Below are 12,543 nucleotides of genomic sequence, written 5' to 3'. Positions count from 1 at the left end.
TGAAGCACAACCATACACGATGGAAACTACTTCGAAATTTGGTCAGGCACTTCGTACAACCTCGTGTCACTCGCCGTGAAGGCGGGAGTCGGTGTCCGTGTCGCTCTGACTTGGAATAAGTTACGCGTCTGCTGAAGTCTTTGACAAATCCACAGGTCAGAGACTCGGAAGTAACCATTTCCCCAGCAAGATCGACCGCTTCACCCGGATTTCGTCAATTCGGGCATCATGTGACGCCGGACACCGTGGCCGGATCGGCACGCAGCGGGACCTCACACCACTTGAACTTGGATACCTGCATCCTCGAACAATGCGACTTGCTTTGCGTCTACTGCAGCATCGGTAACCAGCACCGCCCCGGGCGGTATCGGTGCCCACGCGTGGAAAGGACGTTCACCAAGCTTGGCGGAGTGCGCCAGTATGTAGACCTCGCCGGCACGTTCGATCATCATTTCCTTGAGCCGGGTCTGATCGAGCTCAGCTTCACAAATGCCCAGGTCAGCGGTAACTGCGTCGGCACCGAGGAACGCCTTGTCAAACGACACCCGCTGCAGCGACGCTTCCGCCAGTGGCCCGACGAATCCTTGACTTAGCTGTCTCAGCGTCCCGCCGAGACATTCGACTCGAACACCATCAGCGTCGGCTAACGCCTCGAGCGCTGTCAGCCCTGCAGCGATCACCGTCAAATTCGTCACGTGACGTAAGAACTCCCCCATCGCCCCGACAGTGGTACCTGCATCAAGGAGCACGGTTTCTCCGGGCCGGACCTGTTCGGCAGCCCACTCTGCAATCCTCCGTTTAGCGTCGAATCCCTCCATCGCCCGCTGACGCAGAGACGTTTCCGGATGGGGATTGATGGCAATTGCCCCGCCATAGGTACGCGCGATCAGACCCTGTGCAGTCAACTGACTCAGGTCGCGACGGATTGTGGATGCGGTCACGCCGAATTGGGCAGACAGATCCTCGACACTGGCCAGACCGCTGGTGCGAGCGAGCCTCGCAATCTCCGACCGCCTCGCCTCCGACTCCCGGATCGCCATCGCTCCTCCCCCTACAAACCCTGATGCTTACTTGGAAACGAATGTGCTGGTTGCCAATTCGGCCGCCTGCCGCAGCGCTTCGACCATACTACCGGCCTCGGCGATGCCCTTACCTGCGATATCGAAAGCGGTTCCGTGATCGACGGAGGTACGGATCACAGGCAACCCGACGGTGATGTTAACGCCGGCCTCGATCCCGAGAACCTTGACCGGGCCGTGCCCCTGATCGTGGTACATCGCAACGATCAAGTCGTAGTCCCCACGTCCAGCGAGGAAGAATGCCGTGTCCGCCGGCAACGGACCGTGGACGTCGATTCCTTCTGCCTTCAAGATTTCGACGGCGGGGATGATCTTCTGCTCCTCCTCTCCGTACCCGAAAAGCCCGTTCTCCCCTGCATGCGGGTTGATCCCGCACACGCCGATTTTCGGAGACGGATTACCCGTCCGCACCAAAGCTTCGTGACCGCGACGAATAGTCCGCTCGACCAGGCCGGGCTCGATCCTGGCAACTGCGTCGAGCAGTCCGATGTGAGTGGTCACGTGAATCACCTTGAGCTTGGGCGTCGACAACATCATCGACACCTCCTCGGTACCGGTCAGGTGCGCAAGCAATTCCGTGTGTCCGGGGTAGATGTGTCCTGCCGCATGCAGCGCTTCCTTGTTCAGCGGCGCCGTGCAGATCGACTGGACTTCGCCGCGCACAGCGAGTTCGCTTGCGACGCGGATATATTGATAGGCCGCATCTCCCGCGACTGCCGACAGTTCCCCCCAGGCGAGTTCCTCGGGTAACAAGTCCAGGTCGATGACGTTGATCCGTCCATCGATGAACTCAGCATCCGCGATCTCCTCGATCGCGACCACGTCGACGTCGATTCCGAGCACCGCGGCAGCCAATCGCAAACGCTTCGCGTCGCCGACAACGACCGGGCGGCAACGCTTTCTCGTTTCGTCGTCGAGGAGTGCGGGGACGATCACTTCCGGTCCGACGCCGGCGCCGTCGCCCATCGTGACAGCGATCAGCGGCAGTGGAGTGGATTCGATTGACATGGGATTGACCTCGTTGTCTGAAGGAGTCACTGAAGGTGGACTGTCCGGAGCGGCGACCGGGGTGGGGTGCGCAAGAAACGTCGTTATGGAGAAGAGACTGTGCGCATTCCCGAAACTGCCTGGCCGCGTGACGATGTACCGTCCGGTGCGATCGACGGAAAGTACGGCGCCGTGTTCAATTTCGTAAATCGGTGACAGAGTGTCGATCCGGAGGCGGTCGAGAACGCTGCGTGCGGTTTCACCACCGGTGAGAACCAAGTCGATCGGATACTCGCCGTGGGAGAACCCTGCGTCGACGGCAGCGATCAGATCGGCGAGAGCCGAAACGAGGTGGACGGATTCTGCAGGCACGACGGGTCCACTTACCGAAACCACGACGTTTCCGAGATCCAGTGCGTTAAGAATCGGAAGCGGATCGACCGAATGCGCCAGGAGTTCAGCACTGTTCACTTCGATATGGTGCGCACCTGAATCCCGAAGCAATGCCACTTGGTCTCCGGCAGACGCATCCGCCGTCCCCACAACCACCAACGTAGATCGAGAATCACGAAGAGATGGGCATGCGGCAGGTGACTGCATTGTGCGTCGTCGTGACACTGCCGTTGCGAGCGCCGATGTTCCTACCAATCGAGATCCCCGAACATCCTGTGCTGCAGCCACAATCAGTTCCAGATCACTGTCGGTCTCGACGTCGCAGATCGCCACCGACCCGGCTTCTGAGATCGACGCAAGAACCTGATTCAAACGCCCGGAGCGAATGTCGTCCAGCGATACGCCAGAAGTGATTGCCGACGGTCCGAGCGCCTCTGCAATCGACCGAGGCGCCGGCGTCGACTCCGCGCGCCACAGGTCCGTGGAGTGCAACGCAACCCCATCGACCAACACCACGCCGTCTTGCACCGTGCGCCCTTGCCTGGGCAATCCGGCTGCGACAATGACCGGGGATCCGTCGCGGGAGAGTTCTCCAACCTCCGCCGCTATGTTGCCCCTGAGCAGAGAATCGATCTTCTTGACGATCTCGGAGCCGTCGGACGATTGCAGAACTGATCTCACGTCACGAGAGGCTTCGGCAGGGTCGGACCGCCGTGAGTGCAGATCGAAAACCGTCACTCCTGATCCGTCGGGTGCACCCGGACCGAGTCGAAGCGATATGCCCGAACTGCGGAGCAGAAATCCTGCGGCCGACTCCGCGGCTCCGGAAAGATCGTCAGCGATGATTACCAGTGGTTTCATCAAATTCCTCGACCCCCTTTCGGTCTGAATCGAGTACGCACAGCATCGCAACCGATGCGCGAAGTACGCAATTGAAGTTACGGGACTTGCGCGAAGTGCGCAACAGTGCCATTGTGAGCTGAGTTACAAGCGAGAGCCCGATGCGATTGTTCACCAACAGTCCGCTCGGAGCGTCGCCCCCACGCTGCCCCGTCAGGATCGAAAGGTCACCGATGACCAATACTCGTTTGCGAACACCACAGCTCTCCCGGCGGTCCTTTCTGCAGTTCACCGGGCTGATCGGTGGCGCAACGCTTCTGGGCACGACAGCCGCGTGCGCCGGCCCTACCGGGAAGCCGACACAGGACACCCTGGTGCTCGGGCTCAACCGTTCGCTCGTCAGCCTCGACAACAAACTCAATCAATTCGACGCTGCAGTCACGGCTCAGCGAGGCGTCAGACAAGGTCTCACCCGGATCGGCGACAATCTGACACCACAACTCGTTCTTGCCGACAGCTTCGAATCGACCGGACCGACCGAGTGGACGGTTCGACTCCGCGAGGGCATCCGTTACGCCGACGGCACACCTGTGCTGATCGACGACGTCACGACGGCAATGCAGATGTACCAGCAGGTCAGCGGATCCTTTGTCGCACCGCAATTCCCCGAGTGGCCGACGGTCGCCCCCATCGACGATCGCACATTCATTCTTCGGACGAATTCCCCGGTGCCAGTCCTGGACTCGCTCATGTCCAACATCTTGATCACCCCGGCCGCTGCCAACGAACCCAACGAACTGCAGAGCGGAATCGGGTCGGGACCGTTCGTCGTCAGCGAATCGAACCGAGGCACCGGCGATTACACGCTTGTCGCCAACGACAACTACTGGGGCCCGGCCCCCGGCGTTCGTCGTGTTCAGGTCCGCTTCATCCCCGAAGAGGCCGGCCGCGTCGTCGCGCTTCGGAGCGGCGAGGTCGACGTCATCGACTCGATCAGCCCGGACTCCGCAGAACAACTCGCGGACCTCCCTGGAGTCCAGGTCGACACCGTGCCGAGCACGCGCATCAACCAACTGTTCTTCAACTTCCGCAAGCCCGCCGATCACCCACTGTCCAATCCGCGCGTTCGCGAAGCCCTCACGTACGCCATCGACGGTGAATCGCTTGCTCGGGACGTGCTGATCGGATCCGCGGTCCCGGCCACCGGTCCCGCACCGTCGACCTTGGACGGGGCCGTGAAAACCGGTATTTACCAATACGATCCACGGAAAGCACGACAAATGCTCGCGGCCGAAGGCGCCGACGACCTCGAACTCACCTTCATCTGGGAAACCGGAGAGTTCACCAACGACGTCTCGGTGATGGAATCGGTACTCGAAATGATGAAGGCCGTGGGAGTACGCGTCAAACTCCAGCAGTTCGAACCGGGCGGTGACATCTCGTCCTGGCGCCAGGGCAAGACCGGCGACTGGGATGTGCTGGGCAACGGCTACGGCAACCAGACCGGACTTGCACTGACCACGTTGCAGGGCATGTACGCCGGCACAGCGGAGAAGGAAGCAACTCGCGACACCTATCACGGGTACGTCTTCCCCGAAATCACCGCGAAGATCCAAGCCGCATCCAGTGAACCGGACCCGACCAAGCGCGCCGCTCTACTCGACGCCGCACAACAAGACATCTGGGACACCTGGCCTTGCCTGTGGAGCTTCGTACCCAACGCACTCCTTGCGAAACGCACTCGTGTACAAAATGTTTCACTGACCCCGATCAACTCCTACGACCTCGGCGCCGTCCGATTGGAGGCCTGAGGCGATGACTCTCACCGCTCCGAAACCGCAAACCGCTCTCGGAATCTCTCCGCGTCGGCGCACAAGGATCAACCCGACCGTCAAATACGTGCTCAAACGCTTGGCACAGAGCGCCTTGACGATCTTCCTCACGCTCACAACAGTGTTCGTCCTGATCCGAATGGCTCCCGGCGATCCTGCCTACGCCTTGGCCGGACCGCTGGCCAGCACGGAGGATCTAGCACAAATCCGTGCTGACATGGGCTTGGACAAGTCGGTGTTCTCCCAATACCTGATCTACCTGTGGGACCTGGTCCATCTGAATCTCGGCACCTCGTACTCGTTCCAGGCGCCGGCCATGGATGTTGTCCTCGGCCGACTCCCGTACACGATCACCCTGGCCGTCAGCTCCATCCTGCTGACCGCCGTGCTCTCGATTCCGTTGGGCGTGTGGATGGCTCGTCACGCGGACACACGACGCGAACTCGGTGCAAACGTCGTGGCCGTCGGCGGGCAGTCCATGCCGGAGTTCTGGAGCGGTCTGATGCTGGTGACGATTTTCGCGGTCCTGATCCCGGTGCTCCCCGCAGCCGGTTTCACCACGTGGCCGTCGTTGATCCTGCCTACCGTCACTATCGCCATCCTTCAGATCGCGCTGATCTCCCGAATGGTCCGACGCGAAATGGTCTCGGCCTTCGCCTCTCCCTACATCACTGTCGCACGCTCTCGTGGAGTATCCGAACGCGAACTCACCTGGCGATATGCGATGCGTAACTCGGCAATTCCCATCGTCACGGCGCTGGGCACCAGATTCGCCGGAATGCTGAACGGCGTCGTGGTGGTCGAGGTCGTGTTCGCCTGGCCTGGTGTCGGCTCGCTGGTGGTCCGCGCACTCGAGACTCGCGACTACCCGCTCATCCAGGCCACCGTGCTTGTCACTGCGGTTCTCGCAGTGCTCGTGCAACTGGCAGTGGACCTCCTCTACCCCCTCCTGGATCCACGCGTGCGACTCGGAAAGGGCGCCAACTGATGACTACCGTCTTGGAACCTCCCACAACTCCACGCGCCAGCGCGGTCACCGAGGCAGACTTCGCACGCGCCGGAGCCACGCGTCGTAAGCGAGACAGCCGAGTCAAGATCTGGGCCGGCTCGATCTGCGCGCTCCTGGTGATTCTTCCTGTTGCATTGGCGGGACTACTCCCCCTCGCAGATCCGAACCAGACCAACCTGAGCAGTCGACGGCTACCGCCTCTCACCGACGGTCATCTGTTCGGCACCGATCAGTTGGGACGAGATCTCCTCTCACGGATCCTGCACGGCGGCCAGGTGTCTCTGACGATCGGTATTCTCGCCGTAGTCGTCTCCGGGCTCATCGGTATCGTCGCCGGATCCGCCGCGGGGTACTTCGGTGGATGGGTCGACACCGTGATCTCCCGCCTCCTCGAGGCACAGCTTTCTCTGCCTCTGCTGATGATGCTGCTTCTCGTTGTCGCGCTGTTCGGACCGTCCATTCCCGTCATCACGTTTGTCATCGCGATCGCGCAGTGGCCCGAAGTCGCGCGGTTGACTCGCTCATTGGTACTCGTCGAACGCGAAAAGCCTTACGTAGCTGCAGCTCGAGTCCTCGGACTTACCCGTATGTCCATCCTGCTTCGTCACGTCATTCCGAACGTCGTCAAGCAGGCATCGCTCGTCGTCCTACTGCTGCTCGCGCAGGCCGTACTGCTGGAAAGCTCGTTGAGCTACCTCGGCGCCGGACCACAACGTCCATTCGCTACCTGGGGACGAATCATCGCCGACGGCCAGGACTACATCACCACCTCATGGTGGATCGTGACCCTGACTGGCCTGATGATCGTGCTGCTGGTGGTCGGAGTGAACCTACTCGGCGACGGTCTACGCGATCGACCTGCAGGATCGAAACGACTGGGCGCAAGCCTGTTCGGGCGTGGCAACGCCCAGAAAGCAAAGGCGTGAGACATGGGCAATCTACTACGGGTCGACGACCTCCAGATCGAACTTGTCACGGCAAATGGCGTCATCCGAGCCGTCGACGGGGTGTCCTTCTGCATCGACGCCGGTGAAACCGTCACCATCATCGGTGAATCCGGCTCCGGAAAGTCGACGACAGCCATGGGAATCCTCGGACTGCTTCCGGACGATCTTGCCGTTCTTTCCGGGAAAGCTGTGTTCAAAGGTCAGGACATTCTCGGAAACACGAAGATGCTGAACGATATTCGTGGAAAACACATCGCTCTCATCCCCCAGGACCCGATGACGGCCCTGAGTCCCGTCCACACCATCGGCAGTCAACTTCGAGAAGCAGTGCGCCACAGCGGTGTAACCGCGAAGAACCAACAAATCGAGCGGGCAGTGGAACTGCTCGAGCAGGTGCGCATTCCGTATCCGGATCAGCAACTCGACAAATACCCGCATCAACTGTCGGGCGGAATGTTGCAGCGCGTCCTGATCGCCGGCGCGCTTGCTGCCGGCCCCGAACTGATCGTGGCCGATGAACCCACCAGTGCATTGGACGTCACCGTTCAGGCCGGGATTCTGGATCTGTTGCTCGAGTTGCAGGAGCGCACCGGGATCGGAATGCTGGTCATCACCCACGACCTCGGAGTCGCCCGACTCGCATCCGATCGAATCTACGTGATGAAGGACGGCCGTTTCGTCGAGACCGGCAGCGCCGACGTTCTCGTCGACTCACCGCAAAGCGCCTACACACAAAAGCTTCTCGACGCCATACCGCACCTGGGGCCTTGGGACGGCGACCCCGCCCGTTCAACACAGATCGGAGCCTCGGCATGAACCCCCACGAAACGCCACTTCTCGCCGTCGAAGACCTCGTTGTCGAGTATCCGGGTCCCGACGGAGTTTTCCGGGCAGTGGATGCTGTGAGCTTCTCGGTGGAAAAAGGCAAGACCCTGGCCATCGTCGGCGAATCCGGATGCGGCAAGTCGACCATCGCTCGATCGATCGTCCGACTCCTCACACCGACCAGTGGACGCATTCTCGTCGACGGCACCGACATCGCGCAGATGACGGAGAAGTCGCTGCGCCCCTTCCGCTCCCGCGTTCAGATGGTGTTCCAAGATCCGTACGGATCACTGGACCCCCACCTGACTGCCGAGGACATCATCGGAGAACCACTGCGACTCAAGGGTGTCCGAAGCAAGGCGGAACGCTCCAAGGCAGCAGCAGAACTCGTCGGTCGCGTTGGCCTGCCCAGCTCGGCACTACACCGGCGTCCGGCGGAGTTCTCAGGAGGCCAACGCCAGCGAATCGGAATTGCCCGCGCACTGGCCAGCGGACCCGAACTGCTGGTGTGCGACGAAGCCACGAGTGCCCTGGATGTTTCGGTCCAAGCACAGGTACTCGAGCTCCTACGTGAAATTCAAGCCGATACCGGTCTGACGTACGTTTTCATCTCACACAACTTGGGCGTCGTCCGAGAGATCAGCGAGACCGTAGTCGTGATGTCGAAGGGAACCATCGTCGAATCCGGTTCCACAGAAGCAGTTCTCGCCAGCCCCCGCGAGCCGTACACACGCGCACTACGTGGTGCGGCCCTCGACCCCACAACGATGGTGGGGATCAAACCACGCCACGTAGTAGCCACACTGTCCAAAAACTTGCTGGCCAAGCAGATCGAACCACGAGGAGTTGCCTGATGACCGCCCCACTCGAGCTTCCGAAAATGGTGCTGGGCACCATGACTTTCGGGGACACCGTCGATGCTGCGGGCGCGGGCGCGATGCTCGACGCCGCACTCGACGCCGGTATCTCTCACATCGACACGGCCAACGGCTATGCGGGCGGCGAGTCCGAGCGCATGCTCGCAAAGCTCCTCCAGGGCCGACGCGATTCCATCACTCTCGCCACTAAGGCGGGAATGCCGCATCCCGATGCCGGTGACAACAGCCCACTCTCGGCAAAGGGGCTCCGGGCAAGCATCGAAGGAAGCCTGCGCAGACTCGACACGGACTACGTCGACCTGTTCTATCTCCATCAGCCGGACCGAACCGTCACGCTGACCGAGACTCTCACGACCGTCGCGGAACTGGTTGCCGAGGGCAAGATCCGCACACTCGGCGTATCCAACTTCGCAGCGTGGCAGATCAGCGAAATCAACTACACCGCAGACACAGTCGGTGCGCCGCGACCGATCGTCGCACAACAGCTCTACAACTTGCTCGCCCGTCGCATCGAAGAAGAATACGCCGAATTCGCGGACGTGGCCGGACTGACCACCATGGTCTACAACCCACTCGGTGGGGGCCTGCTCACTGGGCGCCACACCTTCGAGGAAAGTCCCTCCGACGGCCGATTCGGCGACTCCCGTCTTGCATCGATGTACAAGGAACGGTACTGGAACACACAGATATTCGACGCCATTGCACAACTGACGACGATCGCGGAGCAGTCGAGCATCTCCCTGACCGAGCTTGCGTTGCGCTGGCTGGTCAGCAAGCCCGCGACCGGATCGCTGCTCCTCGGAGGATCCAAAGTCGCCCACCTCGAATCCAATATCGCGGCCATCGGGCGAGGCCCACTCGACGCCTCGACCGTCGAAGAGTGTGATCTCGTCGGTGCCGCCCTACGAGGCCCCATGCCCAACTACAACCGCTGAAACACCCGACCTTCATCAGGAAGAGTACTTCACTATGTCAGCACAGGAATTCGCCGCACGTATCCGAGGACGCGAACGCATTCTCGGATACTGGTCCGTCATCGACAGCCTGATCTCGACGGAATGGATCGCACACGTCGGCTGGGACTACATCGCCCTCGACATGCAGCACGGTTTGATCGGCTATTCCGGGATGGTCGCCGGGCTCACCGCCATCGACTCGTCACCGTCCACCGTCGGGATGGTGCGCGTCGAGGCAAACAATCCGACGCCCATCGGCCGTGCACTCGACGCAGGCGCCGTCGGCGTCATAGTTCCCCTGATCAACAACGCCGAAGAGGCTGCGGCCGCCGTGGCAGCCGCCAAGTATCCGCCGTTCGGCATCCGCTCCTACGGGCCCATGCGCTCGCAACTCCGTATCGGCCCCGTTCCCGCCGACGCGAACCGCGACACCGTTGTCTTTGCGATGATCGAGACTCCACAGGGTCTGGCGAACGTCGAAGATATCTGCGCAGTGCCCGGATTGGACGGCGTGTACGTCGGGCCGTCCGACCTACGAATCGCCGTCGGCGGCAAACACTCCAACGATCCGGATGTGTCCGAGGAATTCGAAGCAGCGCTCACCCGGGTGCGCGAAGCTGCCGCCCTCAGCGGAGTGGCCGCGGGAATCCACACACCCTCCGGTCAGGTTGCGGCACAACGACTCGGGGAGGGCTACACGTTCGCGACCGTGGCCTCGGACCTGACACACCTGGCGAACATCTCGGCTCAGCATTTGGATGCCGCCAAGTCCTGATCCGGGCACAGAAATGGCGATGCTCCCGCACTTGGTGCGGGAGCATCGCCATTCTCGAACAAAACTATCGCTGAATCGCCTTGATCTCGAGGAACTCTTCGAGCCCGAACGTGCCCGCCTCGCGTCCTACGCCGGACTGCTTGTACCCACCGAACGGAGCATTCGTGTTGAATGCTCCGCCGTTCACCTCGACCTGCCCGGCCCGCAGTTGCCGCGCGACGCGATCCGCGCGATCGGGGTCACCTGACCAAACGCCACCGGCCAGTCCGTACTCGGTGCCGTTGGCAATCCGCACTGCGTCGGCCTCGTCTTTGTAGCCCATGATCGAGAGGACCGGTCCGAAGATCTCCTCGCGCGCAATGGTCATGTCTTCGGTCACGTTCGCGAACACTGTCGGACCGACGAAATATCCACTGGCCAGACCGGTTTCGCGTCCGTCGACAACCGCGGTGGCACCTTCCGACACACCCTTCTCGATGTATCCGCGAACGCGTCCCAGCTGATTCGCGTTCACCAGAGGACCAAGCACCGAAGTCGGCTGAGTCGGATCACCTACCGGGAAATGAGCGGCTACCGCAGCAGCGATTGCCGCTGCCTCATCCACCTTCTCCGCGGGGACCAACATACGCGTAAGCGCCGAACAGGTCTGGCCCGAATTGATGAAACACTTTGCGACGCCATCCGTGACAGCCTTTTCGAGATCGGCGTCGTCGAGAATGACGTTCGCCGACTTGCCGCCCAGCTCGAGCGACACCTTCTTGATGGTGTCCGCGGCAACGATGGCCACTCGCTTGCCGGCCCGAGTCGAACCGGTGAAGGAGACCATGTCGACTTCGGGATGGCCGGCGATGGCTTCACCCACTACCGGGCCGTAGCCGCTCACCAGGTTGAATACACCTGGAGGCAAACCAATTTCGTCGAAGATGTCAGCGAGAGCGTACGTGATGAGTGGCGCAACCTCGGTGGGCTTGAGCACCACAGTGCAGCCCGCGGCAAGTGCTCCACCAACCTTCAAGACAACCTGGTGGAGCGGGAAGTTCCAAGGAGTGATGGCGCCGACAACACCCGCAGGTTCGCGAACAATCAGCGAATTCCCAACCTCGTGAGCGTCGAAATCATAAGTGCGAGCCAATTCGGCAAATGCATTCAAATTCGCGAGCGGCATTCCGATTTGTACGGGCTTCGCGAATCCGATCGGCATTCCCATATCCTGCGAAACGAGCGCCGCAAGATCATCGGTGCGTTCGGCAATTATCGCCGCAGCCTTGGAAAGATATTCGGCGCGCTCGCCGCCGGATAGTGCAGACCACGTGGGGAACGCCTTTCGCGCTGCCTTCGCGGCCGCGTCGACATCTTCGACAGTGCCTTCGGCGACAGTTCCTATCAGCTCTTCGGTAGCCGGATTGAGAACGTCGATCCGACCGCTGCCAGTGGATTCGATCCAGGCGCCATCAACATAGATTTTGGTGCGGTCGAGAATATCGGTCATCGAAGCCTCCGTAGTCATCACGCGTGCACAGGTGAGGTGGGCCCGATCACACGGGTCACCTCGTCCGAGCCTAGCCACGCTCGACGGGTTCCGTGGCGGGTTGGTGGCGCGATTGAGGTTCGACTGACGAGACTTGCGGTGGGCGCAGGCTTTTCAGTGATCGTGTGAACGGTACGTTCGGTCGATCTGAGGCGATGAAGGTACCGTTCGCTCGACGTCGGGCGGGATGGTGAGCCGGCCGCGACGGTGCCGCCAGTGCCTGCCCTGATGTTGTGAACGGTACGTTCGGTCGATCTGAGGCGATGAAGGTACCGTTCGCTCGACGTCGGGGTGTGTTTTTTGGGGGGGGTGTTTTGGGTATGAGAAAGCCCCCCAACCATGACTGGTTGGGGGGCTTCTCTTACGTTGTGTTCGGCGGTGTCCTACTCTCCCACACCCTGTCGAGTGCAGTACCATCGGCGCTGAAGGGCTTAGCTTCCGGGTTCGGAATGGGACCGGGCGTTTCCCCTTCGCTATGACCGCCGTAACTCTAT

Annotated in this window: 10 protein-coding genes and 1 rRNA gene; 7 read left to right on the top strand and 4 right to left on the bottom strand. The window is 61.1% G+C overall.

The features are described 5' to 3' along the window. Positions 1-272: 272 nt before the first annotated feature. On the bottom strand, positions 273-1,040 hold the full coding sequence (locus tag G8767_RS34210; protein ID WP_166814144.1) for a DeoR/GlpR family DNA-binding transcription regulator: 768 nt from the start codon (positions 1,038-1,040) through the stop codon (positions 273-275). A gap of 27 nt (positions 1,041-1,067) precedes the next feature. Continuing rightward, on the bottom strand, positions 1,068-3,320 hold the full coding sequence (pdxA, locus tag G8767_RS34205) for a 4-hydroxythreonine-4-phosphate dehydrogenase PdxA (RefSeq protein ID WP_166814142.1): 2,253 nt from the start codon (positions 3,318-3,320) through the stop codon (positions 1,068-1,070). 212 nt (positions 3,321-3,532) lie between these two features. On the opposite strand from pdxA, the gene G8767_RS34195 reads away from it, so the two are divergent. Genes G8767_RS34195 through G8767_RS34165 form a run of 7 tightly spaced genes read left to right on the top strand, consistent with a single transcriptional unit; the run spans position 3,533 to position 10,521 of the window. After that, complete coding sequence (locus G8767_RS34195) at positions 3,533-5,110, top strand: ABC transporter substrate-binding protein (RefSeq protein ID WP_166814140.1); 1,578 nt, start codon at positions 3,533-3,535, stop codon at positions 5,108-5,110. Between the two features lie 4 nt (positions 5,111-5,114). After that, the gene (locus G8767_RS34190; protein ID WP_007732496.1) at positions 5,115-6,119 is read left to right on the top strand and encodes an ABC transporter permease; all 1,005 of its coding nucleotides are present in this window, start codon (positions 5,115-5,117) and stop codon (positions 6,117-6,119) included. After that, entirely contained in the window at positions 6,119-7,066 is a 948-nt protein-coding gene (locus G8767_RS34185; RefSeq protein WP_166814138.1) for an ABC transporter permease, read from the top strand. Before G8767_RS34190 ends, G8767_RS34185 begins: the two co-directional genes overlap by 1 nt. Positions 7,067-7,069: 3 nt before the next feature. Then, positions 7,070-7,903 carry an ABC transporter ATP-binding protein gene (locus G8767_RS34180; protein WP_166814136.1) on the top strand — a complete coding sequence of 278 codons (834 nt, stop codon included), beginning with the start codon at positions 7,070-7,072 and terminating at the stop codon, positions 7,901-7,903. Beyond that, a complete protein-coding gene (locus G8767_RS34175; RefSeq protein WP_166814134.1) occupies positions 7,900-8,766 on the top strand; it encodes an ATP-binding cassette domain-containing protein in 867 nt (288 codons plus the stop codon). Before G8767_RS34180 ends, G8767_RS34175 begins: the two co-directional genes overlap by 4 nt. Continuing rightward, the gene (locus G8767_RS34170; RefSeq protein ID WP_166814132.1) at positions 8,766-9,725 is read left to right on the top strand and encodes an aldo/keto reductase; all 960 of its coding nucleotides are present in this window, start codon (positions 8,766-8,768) and stop codon (positions 9,723-9,725) included. The genes G8767_RS34175 and G8767_RS34170 overlap by 1 nt, the downstream gene beginning before the upstream one ends. A 34-nt stretch (positions 9,726-9,759) precedes the next feature. Next, positions 9,760-10,521 carry an aldolase/citrate lyase family protein gene (locus tag G8767_RS34165; protein ID WP_166814130.1) on the top strand — a complete coding sequence of 254 codons (762 nt, stop codon included), beginning with the start codon at positions 9,760-9,762 and terminating at the stop codon, positions 10,519-10,521. A 64-nt stretch (positions 10,522-10,585) separates the two neighbouring features. On the opposite strand, the gene G8767_RS34160 is transcribed toward G8767_RS34165, so the two are convergent. Beyond that, positions 10,586-12,010 carry an aldehyde dehydrogenase family protein gene (locus tag G8767_RS34160; protein ID WP_124570075.1) on the bottom strand — a complete coding sequence of 475 codons (1,425 nt, stop codon included), beginning with the start codon at positions 12,008-12,010 and terminating at the stop codon, positions 10,586-10,588. A gap of 409 nt (positions 12,011-12,419) precedes the next feature. Next, positions 12,420-12,536 (bottom strand): 5S ribosomal RNA (gene rrf, locus G8767_RS34155). Between the last annotated feature and the right edge of the window lie 7 nt (positions 12,537-12,543).

The sequence above is a fragment of the Rhodococcus sp. IC4_135 genome, assembly GCF_011602025.1.
Lineage (GTDB): Bacteria > Actinomycetota > Actinomycetes > Mycobacteriales > Mycobacteriaceae > Rhodococcus_F > Rhodococcus_F baikonurensis.
This window is presented reverse-complemented; position numbering and strand designations above follow the sequence as displayed.

Excerpts from the sequence above, each read along its gene's own strand:
- G8767_RS34210 (WP_166814144.1), bottom strand. The coding sequence starts at position 1,040 with ATGGCGATCCGGGAGTCGGAGGCGAGGCGGTCGGAGATTGCGAGGCTC.
- pdxA (WP_166814142.1), bottom strand. The coding sequence starts at position 3,320 with ATGAAACCACTGGTAATCATCGCTGACGATCTTTCCGGAGCCGCGGAG.
- G8767_RS34195 (WP_166814140.1), top strand. The coding sequence starts at position 3,533 with ATGACCAATACTCGTTTGCGAACACCACAGCTCTCCCGGCGGTCCTTT.
- G8767_RS34190 (WP_007732496.1), top strand. The coding sequence starts at position 5,115 with ATGACTCTCACCGCTCCGAAACCGCAAACCGCTCTCGGAATCTCTCCG.
- G8767_RS34185 (WP_166814138.1), top strand. The coding sequence starts at position 6,119 with ATGACTACCGTCTTGGAACCTCCCACAACTCCACGCGCCAGCGCGGTC.
- G8767_RS34180 (WP_166814136.1), top strand. The coding sequence starts at position 7,070 with ATGGGCAATCTACTACGGGTCGACGACCTCCAGATCGAACTTGTCACG.
- G8767_RS34175 (WP_166814134.1), top strand. The coding sequence starts at position 7,900 with ATGAACCCCCACGAAACGCCACTTCTCGCCGTCGAAGACCTCGTTGTC.
- G8767_RS34170 (WP_166814132.1), top strand. The coding sequence starts at position 8,766 with ATGACCGCCCCACTCGAGCTTCCGAAAATGGTGCTGGGCACCATGACT.
- G8767_RS34165 (WP_166814130.1), top strand. The coding sequence starts at position 9,760 with ATGTCAGCACAGGAATTCGCCGCACGTATCCGAGGACGCGAACGCATT.
- G8767_RS34160 (WP_124570075.1), bottom strand. The coding sequence starts at position 12,010 with ATGACCGATATTCTCGACCGCACCAAAATCTATGTTGATGGCGCCTGG.